At 48.3% G+C, this 19,770-nt stretch carries 18 protein-coding genes; 3 read left to right on the forward strand and 15 right to left on the reverse strand.

Translation table 11 applies throughout. The annotated features are described in order from the left end of the window. Positions 1 to 383: 383 nt before the first annotated feature. From EL645_RS28570 to EL645_RS28585, 4 genes are all read right to left on the reverse strand, one after another. Complete coding sequence (locus tag EL645_RS28570; protein ID WP_161977774.1) at positions 384 to 1,133, reverse strand: serine/threonine-protein kinase; 750 nt, start codon at positions 1,131 to 1,133, stop codon at positions 384 to 386. 2 nt (positions 1,134 to 1,135) lie between these two features. Then, on the reverse strand, positions 1,136 to 2,887 hold the full coding sequence (locus tag EL645_RS28575; RefSeq protein ID WP_126554969.1) for a serine/threonine protein kinase: 1,752 nt from the start codon (positions 2,885 to 2,887) through the stop codon (positions 1,136 to 1,138). Positions 2,888 to 3,144: 257 nt separating this feature from the next. Then, complete coding sequence (locus EL645_RS28580) at positions 3,145 to 3,984, reverse strand: DUF2705 family protein (RefSeq protein ID WP_126554971.1); 840 nt, start codon at positions 3,982 to 3,984, stop codon at positions 3,145 to 3,147. Continuing rightward, the gene (locus tag EL645_RS28585; protein ID WP_161977775.1) at positions 3,950 to 4,906 is read right to left on the reverse strand and encodes an ABC transporter ATP-binding protein; all 957 of its coding nucleotides are present in this window, start codon (positions 4,904 to 4,906) and stop codon (positions 3,950 to 3,952) included. Before EL645_RS28585 ends, EL645_RS28580 begins: the two co-directional genes overlap by 35 nt. A gap of 623 nt (positions 4,907 to 5,529) precedes the next feature. On the opposite strand from EL645_RS28585, the gene EL645_RS28590 reads away from it, so the two are divergent. The 3 genes from EL645_RS28590 to EL645_RS28600 all read left to right on the forward strand — a co-directional run bounded on the left by EL645_RS28590 (position 5,530) and on the right by EL645_RS28600 (position 7,817). Beyond that, complete coding sequence (locus EL645_RS28590; protein WP_126554975.1) at positions 5,530 to 5,886, forward strand: hypothetical protein; 357 nt, start codon at positions 5,530 to 5,532, stop codon at positions 5,884 to 5,886. Beyond that, positions 5,883 to 6,653, forward strand: a complete 771-nt coding sequence (locus EL645_RS28595; RefSeq protein WP_126554977.1) for a hypothetical protein — start codon at positions 5,883 to 5,885, stop codon at positions 6,651 to 6,653. Before EL645_RS28590 ends, EL645_RS28595 begins: the two co-directional genes overlap by 4 nt. A gap of 336 nt (positions 6,654 to 6,989) precedes the next feature. Further along, on the forward strand, positions 6,990 to 7,817 hold the full coding sequence (locus tag EL645_RS28600) for a metallophosphoesterase family protein (protein WP_126554979.1): 828 nt from the start codon (positions 6,990 to 6,992) through the stop codon (positions 7,815 to 7,817). Between the two features lies 1 nt (position 7,818). Here the strand turns inward: EL645_RS28600 and EL645_RS28605 are convergent, their stop codons facing one another. From EL645_RS28605 to EL645_RS28655, 11 genes are all read right to left on the reverse strand, one after another. Further along, positions 7,819 to 8,676: a QcrA and Rieske domain-containing protein gene (locus EL645_RS28605; protein ID WP_126554981.1), complete on the reverse strand. Its 858-nt coding sequence runs from the start codon at positions 8,674 to 8,676 to the stop codon at positions 7,819 to 7,821. Between the two features lie 37 nt (positions 8,677 to 8,713). Further along, complete coding sequence (locus tag EL645_RS28610) at positions 8,714 to 9,253, reverse strand: RNA polymerase sigma factor (RefSeq protein WP_126554983.1); 540 nt, start codon at positions 9,251 to 9,253, stop codon at positions 8,714 to 8,716. 638 nt (positions 9,254 to 9,891) lie between these two features. Then, a complete protein-coding gene (locus EL645_RS28615; RefSeq protein WP_126554985.1) occupies positions 9,892 to 10,956 on the reverse strand; it encodes a LacI family DNA-binding transcriptional regulator in 1,065 nt (354 codons plus the stop codon). Positions 10,957 to 11,130: 174 nt separating this feature from the next. Continuing rightward, positions 11,131 to 13,020, reverse strand: a complete 1,890-nt coding sequence (locus tag EL645_RS28620; protein WP_126554987.1) for a serine/threonine-protein kinase — start codon at positions 13,018 to 13,020, stop codon at positions 11,131 to 11,133. An 898-nt stretch (positions 13,021 to 13,918) separates the two neighbouring features. Then, on the reverse strand, positions 13,919 to 14,833 hold the full coding sequence (locus EL645_RS28625; RefSeq protein WP_246035611.1) for an aminoglycoside phosphotransferase family protein: 915 nt from the start codon (positions 14,831 to 14,833) through the stop codon (positions 13,919 to 13,921). 366 nt (positions 14,834 to 15,199) lie between these two features. After that, complete coding sequence (locus EL645_RS28630) at positions 15,200 to 15,460, reverse strand: hypothetical protein (RefSeq protein ID WP_126554989.1); 261 nt, start codon at positions 15,458 to 15,460, stop codon at positions 15,200 to 15,202. Positions 15,461 to 15,703: 243 nt separating this feature from the next. Beyond that, positions 15,704 to 16,213: an outer membrane protein assembly factor BamB family protein gene (locus EL645_RS28635; protein WP_126554991.1), complete on the reverse strand. Its 510-nt coding sequence runs from the start codon at positions 16,211 to 16,213 to the stop codon at positions 15,704 to 15,706. Next, a complete protein-coding gene (locus EL645_RS28640) occupies positions 16,195 to 17,250 on the reverse strand; it encodes an outer membrane protein assembly factor BamB family protein (protein WP_126554993.1) in 1,056 nt (351 codons plus the stop codon). Before EL645_RS28640 ends, EL645_RS28635 begins: the two co-directional genes overlap by 19 nt. After that, on the reverse strand, positions 17,247 to 17,801 hold the full coding sequence (locus EL645_RS28645) for an RNA polymerase sigma factor (protein WP_126554995.1): 555 nt from the start codon (positions 17,799 to 17,801) through the stop codon (positions 17,247 to 17,249). Before EL645_RS28645 ends, EL645_RS28640 begins: the two co-directional genes overlap by 4 nt. A 315-nt stretch (positions 17,802 to 18,116) precedes the next feature. Continuing rightward, positions 18,117 to 18,692: an MFS transporter gene (locus EL645_RS28650; RefSeq protein ID WP_246035612.1), complete on the reverse strand. Its 576-nt coding sequence runs from the start codon at positions 18,690 to 18,692 to the stop codon at positions 18,117 to 18,119. Beyond that, positions 18,692 to 19,420, reverse strand: coding sequence for an MFS transporter (locus EL645_RS28655; protein WP_126554999.1), 729 nt, complete (start codon positions 19,418 to 19,420; stop codon positions 18,692 to 18,694). The genes EL645_RS28650 and EL645_RS28655 overlap by 1 nt, the downstream gene beginning before the upstream one ends. Positions 19,421 to 19,770: the final 350 nt, after the last annotated feature.

Raw genomic sequence — 19,770 nt, forward strand, 5'->3', positions numbered from 1 at the left:
CGTCGCACTGACATACAATTTATGCATGTCCGGGACTGTAATTTTGTTTGGTGCTTGCGTATTCCTTGTCAGGGCAAATGTCAGCACACTTCCTGCCACCAACAGTAGAGCTAATACAGGCAAGATGATTTTCAGCATCCGCATACTGGTTCGAGCTTCTGACTTCTTTGATGGTTGGGGGAACGTGTATCCTTGCTGCATAATTGGTGTGGTTGATGCATTGCTTGCATACGCCACCCCTGTGTTTGCATGTACAGAAGTAGCAGGCGTCGCATCAATTCCACCGCTACCAGCATGAATCTGTCCCTGCGCTGCCGCCTCCAGAGCATTCGCAAATTCCTGAACACTGGCGAAACGTTGCCGCTCTTCCTTTGCCAGGGCCTTCAGGACAACCTGGTCAACCAGGGGAGAGATACCGGGTACGCGCTCTCGCAGGGAGATGGGGGCGTAAGCACATGTTGTGTGGCGATGGCGGTAAATGTTCCACTGAAAAGGCGCTGACCACACAGCCATTCGTAGACCACCACACCAAGCGCGTATTGGTCGCTGGCTTGTGTTGGCTGTCCCAGGAGTTGTTCGGGCGCCATGTATGTGATGGTCCCCGCCACCTCTTGCGCTTCCTGCCGTTGCGAACCCTTGATCATTACAGCGATCCCGAAATCGCTGAGTAGGACTTCGCCGTGTGTGCCCAGCAGCATATTTTCTGGTTTGATATCGCGGTGAACCAGGTTTTCGTCATGGGCATATTGCAGCGCGCCCGCTACCTGTTTGAGCACAGGTAAAATACGTTCTATCGGTATCGCTATTCCTCGGGGCAGTTGTTCACGCAGCGTACCACCAGACGCATATTCCATGACCAGGTAGGGAATACTGCCATCCTTCAAACCAAACTCCAGGACACGCACAATGCATTCATGTTGCAGATGTGCCACGGTACGCGCCTCCGCATAAAATCTTTCTTGCTCTTCCTTAGATAAGCGTGTCTGCAATATTTTTATGGCGGCCTGCGTCTTGAGATAGACATGTTCACCAAGATAGACCTCGGCGAAGCCTCCTCTTCCTATCAGGCTGGTGAGGCGATAGTTGCCAAATTGCTGCCCTATATATGTGTTTATGCTGGTTTCCTCTGGCATCGTTATAGCCTCCATAAAGTTAGATTGCTGAATGCAACCTCGGTAGTCGCGGGCAGACTTCTAGCAAACAGACCAATACTGCCAGTGGCAGCAGATCTATCGACTATGCTGGCCACATAGTGCTTGTTTATATAGAGCGCGATCTGATTTCCCTGGGCTATGACACAAAGCAGGTTGGGCTGATTGAGGCTAGTTTTGATAAGCGAGCTACTTCTATACAGCAGGATTTCATAGTGACCATTGATAGACCAGAGGTTATAGGTTCCATTGCGATTGACGTCAAAAATATACGCCAGCACCTGTGTGCTTGAAGGGACGCTCAGGCGGAAGCTCAGGCCACCTTCATTACCACGCAGGATGGTCATCTGCACCTGGTAAGCAATATTACTAAATTTGTCATTGAGGCCCTTGCCGCACAATCCAAGAGCATAAGGCTTTAAGGAACTTACATGGTAGGCGCCTCTGGTGAAGAGACAGCTACGATTGCTCGCGACACCACTATCCCATCCGTTCACGTTCTGGCTCAAAGGATCGGTGAGAAATGGTTTCTGGCTCGTCACCTGTTCGTACCTGTTCTGCCAGTCAGCCGCGCTTATCGAGCCCGCAGCAGTGCTTGGAGTAGATATCTGAACCTGCCCTTTGCTAGCTGGCTGCCTGACGCCGAAACCAGAGTAGGCCAGGATAAGGCCACCTGTGATCGTCAGCAGCACCAGCACAACGAGCGCGATGGTCAGACTTCTCGGTAGCCCCTTACGGCTGCGTACTATCTTTGTTGGTGGTGGCGGCAAAATCGCTGTTGCTTCCGTTGGAGTTTGCACTTTGGTTGGCAAGGAGCTTTCACGTATAGTAGGTTGTCCTTCAATAGAAGGAGCGGTCCTGAGTTGCTGATAAACACCAGGCGGGAGCCAGCCTGACGGGGCTCTGAAGGTCCTACCCACCTCCAGGATGGATTGCTCAAATGCATCTGCGAATGCCTGCACACTCTCAAAGCGTTGCTCAGGACGCTTGGCCAGGGCGCGCAAAATGACTGCCTCAACCTCGGGCGAAACGGCGGGATTCTTTATAGGTGGTGGCGGGACCATGAGGTGTTGGCTGGCAATCTCGGTGAAGGTGCCATGAAACGGATAGTCTCCACTGAGCCATTCATAGAGCACGATAGCTAAGGCATATTGATCGCTGGCTGGCACAGGCCTGCCCTGTAACATCTCGGGCGCCATATATGCCAGCGTGCCAGCCAGTTCTTCCATGTTTTGCGTACGTGAGCTCCGTGTACCCAGCGCCATGCCGAAATCGCTAAGCAAGGCCTCATCCTGCGCACCCAGCAATATATTCTCCGGTTTGACATCGCGATGAATAATATGCTCCTGGTGTGCATACTGTAGCGCGGCAGCCACTTGTTTGACGTGGGGTAACACCATGATTGGAGTAAGATGTGCCTGTCTTCGATAACGTTCACGCAAACTTCCATTGGGAGCATAATCCATTACCAGGAAGGGTGTTCCTTCTTGTACCCCAAACTCAAGGATCGAGAGGATATCAGGATGCTTCAAATGGGCTATGATACGCGCCTCGTTGAGGAAACCTTCTTGATCTTCTTGCGCAAGTTGTGTAGACAAGACTTTGATCGCTACCGGCGTTTTAAGATAGATATGCTCTCCGAGATAGACTTCTGCGAACCCTCCCTGCCCTACAAGCTGCTTCAATTGATAATTGCCGAGCCTCTGACCTATCCAAGTTCCAATTAAGCTGGCCATCAAATCCTCTTTTCCTGATAATTAGCATGATTTTGAGGAGGCAGAGAATCGCGAGCTTCCTGGCACCACTGGCCTTGATTTAAAGGAAATTAAATTTCCTACCCTTATTGTATGTTCGTATTATAAGCTCGTCAAGTACATGTTTAATGTGGCTTTTTACTGTTCGTCCAGAGATCACGAGCAAACGAGACGATGGACCTTCTTTCAGGTGTGGAATGTGTGTAGTGGGCGGCCGCAGCCACCCACCACACACGAATTTAGTCAGTAAAGTTCTGGTGCAAAAAGCGCCATATGGCAATACCCGCAAAAATCGCAGTGTAGAGCGCGATAAGTCCACAGGAAGCAAGAGGTGGTAAAAATGGGATATTTAAAGATCCCGTTTGTGTGGTCTCTCCCGCCGCTGCATATTTTAAAGATGCTTCTATACCTATGGGCAAGTATTGGGCAATATGCATCCATGTACCACCTACGAGCATCAATGTTGTATACAGGATCGATTCTACCAATAGCAGAAATGCTAATCCAACGCCAATCGCCAGGATGGATGAACGACTGATAATGGTCAGCATAAAAGCCAGTGCCACATACGGGAGCAGGACATAATCAGTGATGAGAAAATTGATAGCAAACAATTTTATATGATCTAAGTCCATTGTTAATGAATGATTCAGCAGTAAAGTCAAGATCGCTGTCAGGATACCCGATACCACAATGGATGTGACCACCATCGTCACTATCAGTAGCACATTGATAATACACTTCGCCTCAATCAAGATCAGGCGCGACACGCCACGACTTAACCAGAGATGAAAAGTGCGCCAGGAATATTCTCTGGCTGTAATTACCGCGACAATAATAGTTAACAAGATGCCGCCAAGCGAATGGGGACCGGCAAATTGCATTGACTGGACCAGCCCCGATGGCCAGACTAACATGTCGACTATCGGCGCACTGGCATTGGCAGGCAGTAGCTGGGTAAAAGCATATTGTGCAACATCAATCAGCACAATGATCAGTGTCAAAATCGCCAGTTCAATCCATAGAATGGGTCGACCAAAGACTTTATCTTTCTCTAACTGTAGCACTCTCCACAGCATGCGTTTCAACTCCTTTATCTGTCTGTTGCGCCAGGCGCAGAAATACATTTTCTAAGTTATTCTGGATCGGAAAAACCTCTGAGGGCGTCAGGCTATGAGAAACCAGTTGCTCGATAATCTTTTCTGCCGTCACGGCCTGCACATCGAGGTATGGTCCATTCACATGCAGATACTTTTTGTCATCTACAATCTCCGCCAGCACCTGCATAGCTTTTTCAGGATTGCTGGTTTTGACGCGTGTAATCAGATCGGTCTTCAGCAGGTCTTCTACTCTTCCTTCGGCCACCACCAGACCCTTGCCCACAATGGCTACCCGGTTGCATATAAGCTGCATCTCATGCAGTAGATGGCTACTGATAAAGATGGTCACTCCCTGTCTGGCTAAGTCCTGCAGCAAGAGCCGTATCTCATGCATTCCAACCGGGTCCATGCCATTGGTCGGCTCGTCAAGGATCAAGAGATCGGGCTTTCCAAGCAGGGCCAGTGCCAGGCCAAGTCTCTGTTTCATGCCGGTTGAAAATTGCTTGACGGGACGATTGTTGACATCACTGAGACCAACCATCTCTAACACTTGATCAATGCGCTGCAATGGCACATCTGGATACAAACGATGAAGCATCTGCAGGTTTCGGCGTGCCGAATATGCCATCATCATGGATGGAGAACCCATCAGTGTTCCTACCCGCACCAGACCGGCGTTATGCATCGGGGTGATCTGCTGCCCAAAGATTTCAACACTGCCTGCGGTTGGATAAATTAGACCGAGCATCATGCCGATAGTTGTTGTTTTTCCTGAGCCATTAGGACCCAGAAAACCAAATATCTCACCGCTCCTCACTTGTAAAGAAATATCCTCGACAGCTCGTACCGCCTTGTAATACTTCTTTACATGCGAAACGTTCACTACAACGTCACTAGCCAAAACATTCTCCTTTATGACTATTCTATTCAACTTCAATAAGCATATAAGTCAGTATATCTATATTGATGTAGACGTTACATACCACAATAAATACAATAATATGATAATTTTTGGACTTTATTCCTTTTTTTGCAGCGTTTTCAATTTATAAACACACTATAAGGTGATAGTATAGTGTGTTTGTCTTATTTGCGGTATGTGATAGAGAAACGGCGGCATCTACCTTTCCGCCACACACCTCAAACGAGATTGTTAACGAAAGTTTGTATGTGACGTTATGTATATAGATATATATAGCCAGCTAAAAATTAACCCACTACCATAAATGTCAAAGAGTGAAAACGCTGCTCTTCTCCATTGGTCACTAGCAGATTTTACCCATTAGATCATGGCCCTTAAGTTTGTGAAGTACTTCACATAGATATTTTTGGATATACTGTATTATATATAGAAAAGAGCATACCAATATTTCATCCTGTATATTCTTTTTTTGAAAAATCACGCAGATATTTGTTATTTCCGTTCTACTCGTTATCGCTTTTTTCGAGCTCTATCCGACCCTTTTGCTAGGAACTGGGTCAAGGAAAGGCATGTAAGCCATTTCTGAAGGAAAATATCAACCCATGCAAAACAAACCCTCATTGCCACAACAAATACTTCACGCGAGAAGACCAGTTAACAACATACACTGGCAAGGTTGGAGGCCGATCAGCGTGCTGGTTTTATTTTCTCTGTCTCTCGTGGCACTGATTGTTGCCACGAGTATCTCCATTTCATATTTTTCATCATTAAACCAGACATCAAACAATCATGTAGAGACCAGTATTACGCTCGCATCAAAACCAACTCCTATACCCACGCCCACACCAACGCCAACACCGGTCTTTAATCCAAACCTCAATGCGGTTTTACCAACACATCGCATCGTCGCGTTCTACGCGGTACCGGGGCCTACGCAACAGGGCCTGCCTATCAGTTGAGCGATGCAATGCTCGCCCGCTTGAAAGCACAAGGGGATGCCTATCAGCGCCTCGACCCGGCCCATCCTGTACAGTTGGGTATCGATCTGGTCGTCAGTATTCCGGACGGCACCCCTGGACCCGACCATACGTACAGCCATCACCTTGATACTGCTACCCTTCAGCAATATATCGACTATTGTCAACATAACAATTTACTCCTCTTCCTCGACCTCGATTTTGGCTGGTCAGCGGTTATGCCAGAGGTCGATTTTTTCTTGCCTTACCTGGAAAAATACACATTTGTCCATATGGCCATTGATCCTGAGTGGATGTTTCCTACCCATGATGGTATCCCCGGCTATAACCTGAGCAATGTGCATGCCTCCGATCTAAATCCGATCATCCAGGCTGTCGCGGCTATCCCGATGAAGTATCATGTTCCACGCAAGATCCTCATTATTCATCAGTATCGTCCCAGTGGCGATGGAACGCCAAACCCAAATGATGCTGCGAACGCAGAGATCGCGGATAAACGTGATCTGGTCAGTGATCCCAGAGTGGATCTAGTTATCCATGTCGATAGTGTTGGGGGATATCCTGGCGATCACGAGGATAAAGTACGGCAATATCGTCAATGGGTCCATGACGATCTACAAGCCTATCATAATTTCAACTATGGGGGGTTCAAGTTGTTCTACAACATTGAATCTAAGACAAGCGTTATGACGCCTGCAGAAGTGCTGGCGATGCAGCCAGCTCCCCTGATTGTAACCTATGGAAACTAGATTATCCCTTCCATATGTGCGCTGACGCGCCCGAACATGATTATATTGTGTCGAAACGTGGGCGCCGCCCACGTTTCGACACAATATAATATGGCTTTTATTATTAAATGGAGATCACGAGCAAGCGCTACGATCTCCATTCTTTCCTGTGTGGAGTATGTGGTGGGCGGCCGCAGCCGCCCACCACATACTCCACACTCCACATCCGGCGCCGCAGGCGCCAAAGAGGAAAATCAAAAAAACCTGGACATAACTATATTTAGTAGATAATACATATATCTTGTAGTAAAATATATGTATTATCTACTATACGCAAAAAGTCTAGAAAATGATGCAATGAAATTATATGCGATCAGTGATCTGCATCTTGCTGTTCCAGCTAATCGACTGGCATTGGCTGCCTTACCGTATTATCTTGAGGACTGGCTGATTGTGGCGGGCGACGTTGGAGAGGCTGAAGACCAATTGCATTATGCGCTCTCGATCCTGACCAGACGCTTTGCTAAGGTCATCTGGGTGCCAGGCAACCATGATCTGTGGACGCTTCCTGGCGGAAATGCTTCAAAATTACAGGGTGATGAAAAATATCGCTTACTGGTAAATATTTGTCGCTCTTACGGGGTAATTACGCCTGAAGATCCTTATCCCCTCTGGCCTGGTTCCAGTAAGCCAACGGTACTGGCTCCATTATTTCTGCTTTATGATTACAGTTTTCGTCCTGATAATGTTCCTGAGGCACAAGCAGTGGCCTGGGCAGAAGAGACCGACGTAGTTTGTACAGATGAATTTATTCTGCATCCTACCCCTTATCCATCCAGGATTGCCTGGTGCCATGCCCGTGTCGCTTATACTGAAAAACGCCTGGCGCTTATTCCTTCATCCCACTCTATCGTTCTTATTAACCATTTTCCGCTCCGCCAGGAATTTGTGCGCCTCAAAAGGATTCCGCGCTTCTCCCTTTGGTGCGGAACAAGAAAGACAGAAGATTGGCACACACGCTTTCCCATCTCAGTGGTCGTCTATGGACATATCCATTTTCGCGCCACCGACTATCGCGATGGTGTACGCTTTGAAGAGGTGTCGCTCGGCTACCAGCGTGATTGGCAGCAGGCCAGAGGGATTGAGGGATATTTGCGCGAAATTCTCCCTGAACCACCAGGATAACTTATTTATGTGGCTGGGGAACCTCTACATATACCTTACCGTTTTCGACTTTTACATTCAGGCGTGATAGAGGTGGGAGTTCAAGTCGGTAATGCGTGTTCATGTTCATGCCAGTAGCTGCGAAAATAGCACTATGGCATGGACAATGGAAACTACGATCTCTATCTTCCCATTGCACTATACATCCCATGTGTGTGCATGCCGCGGATAAGGCAACGATATTTTCTGCTTTAGAATAGTACTCGCTGTTTAGTGTATCGGCATTGCGCAGCACATAGCCAATGAGGGTTGGTGCGGCAAAGAGTACCGCTTGCTGACCCAAATCGGTGAGCGCAACTACAAAATGCCAGGTGGTTGGTATCGTTGCATCAATTTTCAGCTCGGAAGAGGTATATGAGGGTACGCCAGTTCCTTTGTTGGGAGTGGGTGTAGTTTCACTTTCTATGATGCGCTCGGCTCCTCCTCCCACCACTAATGATGCCGCAGCAACAGCCCCTCCCATCAACACATGACGTCGTGAAAAGAAACGTGCTGGCTTAGATGTTTTCTTTTCCTCCCGTGCTACAGGCTTAACAAGAGATGTGTTTGCGCTACTTTCTTCACTGCTAGAACTCGCTTCTTGAAACCCGGGTTCTGCATTTATTTCAAGCAACTGCTGCCTCAACTGCTCAACAAAATCTGCTCGTGGCTCAACATTTTCAGGCGCTGCCGAGCGCATGAGGGCCGCCATCTGATAGATATGTACTTGCTCAGGCGTTAGATCTACTGGTGGATGCGCAATCTGGCCAGACTGCAACATCTCGATGTAGCGCTCCAATTCCAGATAATCTTCTACTCGTTCCTGATCTTCGCCCGCCATGGTTTCTCTCCATTATGCTTAATCAATTCAGTCGCATTTAGTGTTTCTTAGTTATAGTCGTCTCAAGCTCAGCTGCTCGCTTGAGGGCACGAAATTGCAATACTTTCACATTCGCTTCTGTCAAATTCAATTTCAGTGCCGTTTCCTTTACCGAAAGATTGAATATGAAACGACACATCAACACCTCACGGTAGTGCTCTGGTAATAAGTGCAGCAGCGCTTGAACTTTCTCGGATGGCGACACATTAATCTCTATGGTATCGGGTTCCGCTGGTCCCTCCCATCCTCTATCCAGCAACTCTTCCAGTGAACTGGTCACTATGCGGTAATAATGTCTCCAGTAGTCTGCAATCGTTGTTCGCGCTACCTGAAACAGCCATTTCTGCATACTTTGCGGTCCGCGCTCGGCATCGATACTTTGTGCTGCTTTCATAAATATTTGTGCACATAGATCTTCGGCCTCTTCCCGATTGCCAACCTTACTATACACATAGCGATAGATTATACCAAGATTTTCCTGGTAAAATGTTTGAAATGTTTGTTGTGTTTGCTCATGTGAATCTCGTGATGTATTCACATCGCTACTCCAGTATCTCGATTATTTTCTTTAAGATTTTTATCTATCAAGAGATACGTGTCCTGGTTACATTCTTTGCGTGCGTGCGCTGACGCGCCCGAACATTTTAAGTATGGTGAGGCTGGTGCGCGATGCGCACCAGCCTCACCATACTTAAAATGTTCGGGAGTAAGCTCACACCAGCCTCACCATACTTAAAATGTTCGGGGGTAAGCTCACGCCAGCCTCACCACTCTCAAAATGTTCGGGAGTAAGCTCACACCAGCCTCACCACTCTCAAAATGTTCGGGGGTAAGCTCACACCATACTTAAAATGTTCGGGAGTAAGCTCACACCAGCCTCACCACTCTCAAAATGTTCGGGAGTAAGCTCACACCAGCCTCACCACTCTCAAAATGTTCGGGGTAAGCTCACACCATACTTAAAATGTTCGGGTAAGCGCCATCACGCCCACCCTCACAAAAATGCACTGGTAAGCTCCCCCCTCACAAACTTTTTTATGATGAGTTGCCGCGTGCGTGCGAAGCATGCACGCGGCAACTCATCATAAAAAAGTTCGGGCGCGTCAGCGCACGCACGCACATCGCTTGTGGCATAAAAAACACCTGGCGAGCAGCCAGGTGTTTTTTATGCCATCCCTACTCTTGATAGGGGATGACAGAGTCGCGCTCGATGAGTTCGACTTCAAGCATGCTTGTAATAGTAACCATCTCTGGATCTTCGGCGCGAGCAATCAGGCGCCTGACGGCCACAGACCCCATAGCCTCTTTATCAATGCGCACCGTACAGAGGGCTGGCGTCAAATGCTCTACCATATCAATGTCATCAAATCCAATGATCGAAACATCCTCCGGCACACGCACACCTGCTTCTCGTAAAGCTTTCATAGCACCTATGGCAGTGCTATCATTGGCTCCGAATAAGGCAGTGAAGTGGGGCTTGCGAGCGATCAAGCGCTTGCAGGCCTCATACGCGCTTTCAGGATAGAGATCGGATGCCTCAAATAAGTCGTAGTTGATGGGGATACCGGCATTGAGGAGGGCCGTTCGATAACCAGCCGCCCGGCGTTCGACCGTGAATACTTTATTTATTGGGCGGGGGCCATTCTCAACAGGACCGCCAATAAAAGCAATGTCGCGATGCCCTTTAGCGATTAGATAATCAACCGCGGCCTTGGCTCCCTCATAGTTATCGCACAGCACCGAGTCAACTGATAGGCCGGGAACATGGTTATCAACCAGGACAAGAGGAATATTGAGGCTTTTTATGTGCTTGATAGTCTCTGCTTCCGCCGGACCAACCAGCAAGATGCCACCTAGCTCCATCTTGTTAATAGATTCCAATAATAGTTGTGGGTTTGAAGTTAGCTCTCCTATTGCTCGATAGGTAACCTTGATGTTTGATCGACGGGCCGCGTTCTCTGCTCCATTCAGGATATGTGACCAGAAGGGATTATTGGTGGCCGCGATATTGTCCAGGTACGAACAGTATAAAAAGCCGATCTCTTTTAATTTGCGCGGCTCACTGCGCGGCTGGGGATTCTCACTGACCATGCGCGCATAACCCAGCGTTGCGGCGGCTTTAAGAACACGCTCACGTATCTCTTCGGTAACATTGCTGTGGTTATTAAACACCCGTGAGACGGTGCCGACCGAGACTTCTGCCTGCCGGGCAATATCCTTGACTGTGATAGAACCTGCCACGTGCTATCTCTTCCCTCTTATATTACTTTACTCTCTATTATCAGAGATTTCATACATCTTTATAAATAATAGTAGTCCATTGAACACTTGATATCATATTCTTGTAGAGCTGTCAAGAGATTTTCAAGCCCATCTATTCTGCCGCTCAATCATTAGCTTTCCTGCTGACCTTTTTTAGGGTGCAACCCATATCAGGATCTCGCTGTCGCCACCGCCAGAAGCGATATATTTTCCATTCGGTGACCAGGCCAGCACACGTTGCGGTGCCGTGTGTGAGAAGGTTACAAGCTTAAGATTTGTCGTTGTATCCCATACCTCCACCGCACTCTCATGGCTGGCGTACGCAAATCGTCTACCATCGGGCGACCAGCCGACAGTGGTCACGGCCGATAAGTAACGATAGCTCAACACTTCACGATTAACGGACGTATCCCACATCTCTACCATACCATCTTCTCTTCCACATGCGACACGCGAGCTATTGTACATACTGGTAGCAGGCTCAAATCTAGAGGAAGATGAATAGATATTCGGTGACCAGCCGACGCTCAAGACCCTGGCGGGCTGGCTGCGGTACAATGCGATGCCTCTGCCGGTGGCAGCTTCCCAGGTCTGTATGGATACATCATCACCACCCGAGACTATATGATAGCCACGCCCATAAGGGGTTGAGATTTCATATGGTGACCAGGCCAGTGCATTTACACTGCCTGTATGCCCGCGATAAATGGTGAGAGGCTGGCCCGTTGTTGCATCCCACACATGTACAACACCATCGCTGGCCGCGGTGGCAATGATATGATGCGCAGGCGACCAGGCCAGTGCATTAATGGCGCTACCAGTATGGCCGCGATATGTGGCTAGCAAGCGTCCAGTAGCGAAATCCCAGATCCGCACATGCGCATCATTTCCGACCGTAGCAATACGGCTACCATCAAATGACCATGCAGCTGCATGCACGATATTAGCTATATCTTGATAGATCTGACGTCTCTCCCCCGTCAAAGCATCCCACACATGTACCAGCCGATCATCACTCACAGACACAATACTGGCATTATCAGGCGACCATGATAACGACCTTACAGTATTGAGGTGGCCATGATACCCTCCAATCACGGTCCCGGCTGGCGCGGATTGCGCCATGGAGGCGGGGGCTCTTAAAGAGATTGGTGGGGGAGTAGCGGGCTTCTTTAATGAAGGGATCGGGGCGGTGGGCGCGCTGGCCAGGACCGATTTTCCACCCTGTTCTGAAAACTGGCTGGCCTGCTCTAACGCAACGGCAAAGGCTCTCACACTACCAAAACGCTGACCCGGATCTTTCTCTAAGGCGGTCATGACTACGTGTTCAACATCTGGCGTAATGGCGGGTATTATGCTCCGTAATGAGGGAGGAGCAACCGCCAGGTGCTGCGAGATCATCTCGGTCATCGAACCTTGAAACGGTCGTCGGCCACTTAGCCACTCGTAGGCGATTATGCCCAATGAATATTGATCACTGGCCGGGCGCGGTTGACCCTGAATTTGCTCAGGCGCCATATATGGTAAGGTACCTGCTACATCCTGGAGGTTTTGATATTGCATCGTCTGCACCATCAATGCAATCCCAAAATCACTGAGTAACACCTCATTGCGCCGCCCCAATAATATATTCTCAGGCTTGATATCTCGGTGAACTAGCTTGTCATCATGGGCATACTGTAGTGCCTCAGCTATCTGCTTGATATAAGAAACGATAGTGGACAATGGAAGCACAGTTCCGGGCACATAACGCTGCCGAAGCGTACCATTAGGTGCATAATCCAGGACCAGGAACGGCGTATTGCTGTCTACCCCAAAATCCAGGACGCGCACAATATTTGGATGGACAAGGCGGGCAATATTGCGGGCTTCTGTATAGAATAAATCAACCGGATAATTCTCCGTTTGCGTTTTAAGTACCTTGATTGCGGCCTGTGTACTGAGATAGATATGCTCCCCAAGATAAACCTGGGCGAAGGCTCCCTCTCCCAAAAGACGAGTCAATTGGTAGTTACCAAGCTGCCTCCCCGTGTAATCAGACATACACAACCTCGCTCGAATAATACTCCTTTTGCTTCATATCTTACATGATTCCTTATAATTTTCCACAACGCTGCTCACGCAATATCATGATTTTTCATGCCTAAGGCACACATATACAAATTCCCATTAGCATGGGAAGCGCGTCGCTCGTGTGCGAGCATGCGCTGACGCACCCGCACGTTTTTTCTTACGTGGTGCGAAAAGTGCGCTGGGCGCACTTTTCGCACCACGTATATGGCTTCTTGAGCGCTCACAATAGCTTCCACCTATTGATGCATAGGGGGCGCATTCGCTCACTTTTCGCACCACGTATATGGCTTCTTGAGCGCTCACAATAGCTTCCACCTATTGATGCATAGGGGCCATTCGCTCACTTTTCGCACCACGTATATGGCTTCTTGAGCGCTCACAATAGCTTCCACCTATTGATGCATAGGGGGCGCGAATGCGCCCCCTATGCATCAATAAATAAAACAGGGGCGGCCGCGCATGCGGACGCCTGTGCAGGGGCGCGTAAACGCCCCAGGGAAAAGTGTGTCTGACACTCTCTCAGGCCTATGACTATTTTAAAACTTGTTTGTAAATAAAGTCTGTGAACTAGATGACATAATGTATGTCATCTACGACCAGGCGGGAACATATTCAAAGCTCACGAGATTCTCGCTTAGATGAGCACAGTGGCTCATGTCTAAAGCATATCATAAAGAAAACCTATAGGTACAACCTTCAACGACCGCTGCTTTTCCACATTTGCACCTCCTCTTTTAACGCGAGCAACACACCAATAAACAACCTCGCTATACGTGGACATACACACGATCACGCTACAGAATAATGCTTTTTTTACTGGTGTTGTGTTGCGCAAAATCTAATTTTGCGCAACACAACACCCTTTCTATTACATTTTAATAGCATTCAATAGGTTCACAAAGTAGAGCCCTTCGTATTCCAACTTCCCTGTATCTTCTACACTCCATATGACTGACAGGACTGCCTGGGCAAGTGCCCAGCTATGGATACGTTCTTTGTCAAAGCCCAGTTCGGCCGCTAGCTGGTCTATACGCCGTACAGTCAGTGCCCTGGGATCGGAGATCGAGAGGATATCGGGCCAGAAATTACGCAATATAGCCCCGGTCTCAAACGCAGGCTCACCAATTACCCCTTTGGGGTCCACCGCCAGCCATGTGTCACGCTCCGAGGATAGAATGTTGTCCTGGTGCAGATCTCCATGCAACAAGACAGGCTCGGCCATAGAGGCACTGAGTTCCTGATAGAGCCTCTCGGCCTTATCAAATATCTGGGCCGGGATCGGACCAGTTCCGCCTTGATACTGCTCACGCAGCTCGGCGAAGGCCTGGCCCCAATCGCCAATGGTGGGAAATGCATAATGTTGCTCAGACAATGGATGCCATAATTTGCGCATCACGCTTACCGCGGCCGAGATCGCTCTTTCGTCATCCTCTACTACACGCAAGGAGAGGCCTGGCTTCAGGCGTTCCATCAGCATGATCGCTTCGGATTCATCATAGGCCAGTAGCTGCGCCATCCCTTTGCCATCAAAGTGCTGAAGGGCCTGTGGCTGGGCGGGAAATTCGTCGGTCAGGCCAGTTTTCAACATGACTTCGCTGCCGTCAGCGCGTACCGCTGGCGCGACATAGTTGAATGACAGATTGGGTACCGGCTCACCAATGGTTACATTCCAGCGTTCTTCGTAGGTAGCCAGGATGGTTGGTAATCTCTTCAGCCAGGTGCGGCCTTCCTCTCCAAATTGGGTAAGCATGAAATTGGCAAATTTTTCAGGTATGCTAAACAAAACTATTTCTCCTCTTCATTACCAGCTTTATGATCTGATCTATGGGCAATTTTTAGCGAGAAAATCCCAGATTTTTAACCACTAATTGTGGAAGAGGTTGCGGGGGAGCTCGAATTGATGCTGGCAGCTCTACACATGGCAGGGGAATCCGGATTGGAGAGGTTGCGGATATACAACAAAAATACTGCTCAGTAGCTAATATACTGCTGAGTTGAGGCTGTACCTTTATGTGCCATACGGCGTGTCAGCGTCAATAATGTTTGAACATGCAGCGTTTCCTTTTCAGCGATTTTTTGAAATTATACCTTGCTTCATCCAATAGGTGCAAGAGGCATATTTGCGCTTCTATTGGCTCGCTTCAATGCTCTAACCTGGCTTGATATTCCTTTTTCTGTAGGCGGCTTCAATGGTGACCTCTTCTGAAACACGCTTTAATTGTGCTTCAGTATCTCCTAGCTTCAGAGCGCCGCTCTTGCGCTGGGCCTCCTGTAACGCTTCTTTCTGGGTACGCCTGCCCAGAATTTCTTCTTCGAGCCGAGTTTTGCGCTCCATTTCATCCAGATCAGGCATGATGCCTACTTGTTGGGGTGTTGTTGACTGCCGCCCTTTGAATAAAAACCTGAACATGCATTTTGCCTTTCGAGAGGGCCACACTCATTACCTGGTCGTTACTACTACATTGAATCCATCGCTTATTACTACGTTGGGAGATCATGATAGTTTTGCTATCGTACACTATGCTTCCCGCTAAAATCAAATCGACTTCCTCATATAGCGCCGAGAGACATAGCCCGGCAGTGTCGACGCTGCCGGGCTATGTCTCTCGGCAACCAACATTGGTGCGCATAATCTCTTTACATTGTACAGATTTTAATATGCAAAGCTTACTTGCCAGAGCTGTTTACAGGTGGGTGAGAAGCCGGTAAATGTATAAGTTAGAGCTTGCGTTGAGGTTCCACCGCTAAGATTCATATAAACAAATGTGCCATCGCGCCGCACAGTCACCGGCCAGGTCATAAGCTCTATATTACTGGCTTGCTGCTGGGGATCTGGATACTGCCCTTTCGTCTTTCCCTGCTGTAGATCAATCGTGACTAACCCTTTGATGTGCTGCGTATAGCTGTTATCGCTTTGTAGCACAAACTCACCTAACTTGAGTAGCAAGGTATTCGAATTTAAGGTAGTCATCTCAAAGACTGCATCATCTAGATGCTTCTGCCAGAGTTCTTTGCGCTCTCGGATATTATAAGCGTGCAACACTTTCGTATTTGACGCACTATAATAAACAATACCGTTCTGCAGGCTATCTATGTAACCGGCTCTGCTTAATGGGTCCGCTGTCCACAAGTTCTCTCCCGTCGTCACATCAAAAGCCTGCATGCCCCCTCTAAGCCTGTCCGCTTAGAGAACCTTACCAGCATGATGCCATCGGAAACCTGGATATCTATTATGACTGTATTTGCATCGCTGGTGAGCCGCCTTTTCCATTGTTGTTGCCCGGTGCTCAAATCAATGGCCGCGACCTCTGTCATACCTACCACATAAAAGATATTATGATCAGTATAGGAGCTGAATTTAGCACCAAAGGGCAGTGGATAGGTGTGCAGGAGGCTGCCATTTCCTGGCCGTAGCTCATAGAGCTCTCCCCGTGCGGCTATTGCGTATAATCTATCATTCCACACTAGCGGTGGACCACTTTTTAATACACCGGGCATCAATTGATCCCAACGGACTTTACCCGTCGTTGCATCTATAGCAAAAACCTCATTCTCTGCCGTAGCATAGACTGTGTCTCCATCCACGACCATACCACTGGAAAACGCTTCAGATGAAGGCAAGTCATAAGACCAGATAAGTTTTTTAGCGCTGGTATCGAGACGCACCACGGTTTTTTCGTTAAAAACTGTATAGAATCCAGCGGGTGTGGGCTTTTTTACGGCTGTAGGTGTTGTAGTTGGTTTCGCAACCACTCGATTGCCCGGATGCGCATTATTCACAGCAAAGATAGCCAGCATGCTACCCAGTACCAGGATGGCGACTAACCCTGAAAGAATGGTTACCCTGCGTTGTCTACCATGACGTTTAGTCCTTTGTGGCGGGTTCATCGCTGATTGTATAGATGGTTGGGCAGCTATCTTCAACGTTTCTTGCTCTGCAATCCTGGTATTATCTTCTTGCACATGCATAGTTGCGCTATACGCTTCGTAGGCAGCAGCCAGGCGGGCCCTTGTTTGCTCTAGCCTTTGCTTATCATCCTGTGCAAAATTTTGTAAATCATGAATCAGGCGTGCATTCAGGGTATCTTGCAGATCGCTGTCTTCGGTCAACGCCACCCAGCGTGGATCTTGTCGACTGGTCAGATATGCAATCTGCTCATCGATTGTTTCTGGGGGGAACAGATCTTCAGGCTGTCTCATCTTTGCTCTCCTTCCTGCTGCTGATACATGCCGCGTAGATAGTTGAGGGCACGCGATAATAAGACGCGTACAAGATTGTCACTTTTGTTCAGCCGTTGTGCTATCTCTTTTGAGCGCAAACCATGCCCAAAACGCAGTCGCACAATCTCTTGCTGTAGTTCAGAGAGCTTGGAAATATTTTCTCTTAGAAGTGCATGTTCTTCATTGCGTAAAACTACATGTTCAGGCATGCGCCCATCATCTTCATAGAGAAACGGAGTAAATTGTTCATCATCAATGGATTGCGCCGGGTGGTTGACACGGTGTCGATAGTGGTCTACGCCTTTGTTATGCGCAATCCGCCGCAGCCAGGCCAGCTGTTCTGCTTCGGGCCAGTTGAGCCATACTGGCTTCTCCATCGCCGCGATAAATACGTCCAGTACCAAATCATGCGCATCTTCTTGCGATTGTGCGAAACGTGACACGATACGCAAAATAATGTATGCATAGCGGTCATACAGTAGCGCTACTGGTGAGGCATCGAAGGATGATTTATTATCTATCTGATGCATCTCTTTCCTCAAATTTTATTTCTGCTTATTTATCGTTGGTACTGACAAAATGTTAACAGTTCTTTCAGCATAACACTTTCTTTGTTTTATTATGCAGTGTGTGAAATGCATTATGAAGCATTTCACACACTGCATAATAAAACAGGTGCGGGCGCGCCGATGCAAAGGCGCGGACGTGCGCTCGCGCCCGAGCTTTTTTTCTTGTGTGGTGCAAAAAGTGCGCTGTGATCATAAAGATCATGAGGATCAGACACATACAAAGAGCTGAAATACATTTTTTGTATTTCAGCTCTTTGTATGTGTCTTTAAAATTGCTTATGCTACACTTTCGACTATCGGTAACTGAATGGTAGGAAGCTCGTAAATGGGCTGCTCAACCTGCTCCAGTTGTTGCTGCCGATAGGCGACAATCTTCTGTTCTTTCTGGTTGGCCAGGTAGTAAGGGAAGGCTACGAGCAAACACAGGAGCGCGGGTATCATCATACTCTCGCGCGCACCCATGAATGGGATGAGCATTCCAATTGATAATGGAATAGTCATTCCTGCAAAGCCTGAGCTAACCATAACTACGCTGGATACCAGGGCCGGTACCCGGTCGAAGCGCCGGGTGGCGATGGCCTGTAAGGTTGGGAAAATCGGTCCCAGAAAGAGCCCTTCACCAAAGCTGGCGATGAAACAGATGATCGGTGCATGCATGCAGGCGATCAATAAGACGCCGCAAGCGCCTCCACCAAGCATACTGATGTAGAGCAACTGGGCGTTGGTGAGATGGCCTCGCTTCATTAAGCGTGCTACCAACAGCCGTCCGGCAGTTATGCCGACCCAGAACAGTGTGGCCGCTGGCGTTGCCATCTGGACACTGATGTTAGATTCCTGGCTGATCGCTGTCACTACCCAGTTGCTAAAACCAGATTCAGCCCCGACATAGAGGCAGACCTGCAAGGCGATAAACCAGAGTAAGGTCTGTTTGAATGCTTGCCCGGGCTTATCAGGCATGAGTGCCGGGGGGCAACGAGTGCCCCGGTGCTGGCGGTCACCAGAACTGGTTTTGTTTGAAAGCGTAAGACGTAAAATGTCATAAAGCACAGCAGGCCTGTGACTGCTGTACCAAGAAATGCCAGTAGCGGACTGCCCGCTAATGACAATGCATACGACAGTAAAATCGGTGCCAGCAATGAGCCGATGCCGACTGAACCGTGCAGCATGTTCAATTTTTCACCTAGCTTGTCTCCGAAATTCAGCGTCAGGGTCATGGCAATACCAATATTTATGAGCCCTGCGCTCATACCCTGGAGCATCTCGGCTCCAAGCCAGACATTGAATTGCCTGGCTAATGGGATCAAGACGCTAGCAATGACTAAACCACCCAGGCCAGTCATTACGATCACTCTTGATCCAACTCTTCTAATCAATGCGTTACTTACTATAACTGCGATAATTGTTCCTAGTGAACTTACCGTGAAAATGAGTCCGGCTGTGCTCGTTGCGATATGCGTATTCTGTGCTAAAATCACTAAGCTTGCCCCGGGCAGTACCCCCAGTAGTCCATTTGCGATAAACGTGAAACAGCAAGCAAAAAAAAGCAACGTCTGGTTTGTGCGTATGGTTCCGTATGACATGAAAAACTACAACCCTCATCTGTAGTTGCAAATGGGACATCAAAAATGTTGTGTTTGTCTTTTGATCAATCTACTTGTTGATCTATTTATAGTGGTACATTATTTATGTATTTACGCCACATGGCGCAGGACATCAACTCGTCCTCGTTTAGCTGGGGAAATGATCGCGTTATCTACTCCGGAACCTATGAGAGCGTGTATAGCGCACACGGATATACACTTGTTATTAGATGGGTAATATCAGTTCTGTCTGATATGAAGATGCAGGTGTTCACTTACGCCAGTGCAACACCATAGCTTGTACCACCGTTTGATTCCATCACAGCACTGTATTTTACCTTTATCAATAC

The sequence above is a fragment of the Dictyobacter kobayashii genome (assembly GCF_003967555.1).
Taxonomy (GTDB): domain Bacteria; phylum Chloroflexota; class Ktedonobacteria; order Ktedonobacterales; family Ktedonobacteraceae; genus Dictyobacter; species Dictyobacter kobayashii.

Bases quoted from the DNA above. Each gene is read 5' to 3' on its own strand.
- EL645_RS28570 (WP_161977774.1), bottom strand. From the start codon at position 1,133: ATGCCAGAGGAAACCAGCATAAACACATATATAGGGCAGCAATTTGGC.
- EL645_RS28575 (WP_126554969.1), bottom strand. From the start codon at position 2,887: ATGGCCAGCTTAATTGGAACTTGGATAGGTCAGAGGCTCGGCAATTAT.
- EL645_RS28580 (WP_126554971.1), bottom strand. From the start codon at position 3,984: ATGCTGTGGAGAGTGCTACAGTTAGAGAAAGATAAAGTCTTTGGTCGA.
- EL645_RS28590 (WP_126554975.1), top strand. From the start codon at position 5,530: ATGCAAAACAAACCCTCATTGCCACAACAAATACTTCACGCGAGAAGA.
- EL645_RS28600 (WP_126554979.1), top strand. From the start codon at position 6,990: ATGAAATTATATGCGATCAGTGATCTGCATCTTGCTGTTCCAGCTAAT.
- EL645_RS28605 (WP_126554981.1), bottom strand. From the start codon at position 8,676: ATGGCGGGCGAAGATCAGGAACGAGTAGAAGATTATCTGGAATTGGAG.
- EL645_RS28620 (WP_126554987.1), bottom strand. From the start codon at position 13,020: ATGTCTGATTACACGGGGAGGCAGCTTGGTAACTACCAATTGACTCGT.
- EL645_RS28630 (WP_126554989.1), bottom strand. From the start codon at position 15,460: ATGTTCAGGTTTTTATTCAAAGGGCGGCAGTCAACAACACCCCAACAA.
- EL645_RS28635 (WP_126554991.1), bottom strand. From the start codon at position 16,213: ATGCAGGCTTTTGATGTGACGACGGGAGAGAACTTGTGGACAGCGGAC.
- EL645_RS28640 (WP_126554993.1), bottom strand. From the start codon at position 17,250: ATGAGACAGCCTGAAGATCTGTTCCCCCCAGAAACAATCGATGAGCAG.
- EL645_RS28645 (WP_126554995.1), bottom strand. From the start codon at position 17,801: ATGCATCAGATAGATAATAAATCATCCTTCGATGCCTCACCAGTAGCG.
- EL645_RS28655 (WP_126554999.1), bottom strand. From the start codon at position 19,420: ATGTCATACGGAACCATACGCACAAACCAGACGTTGCTTTTTTTTGCT.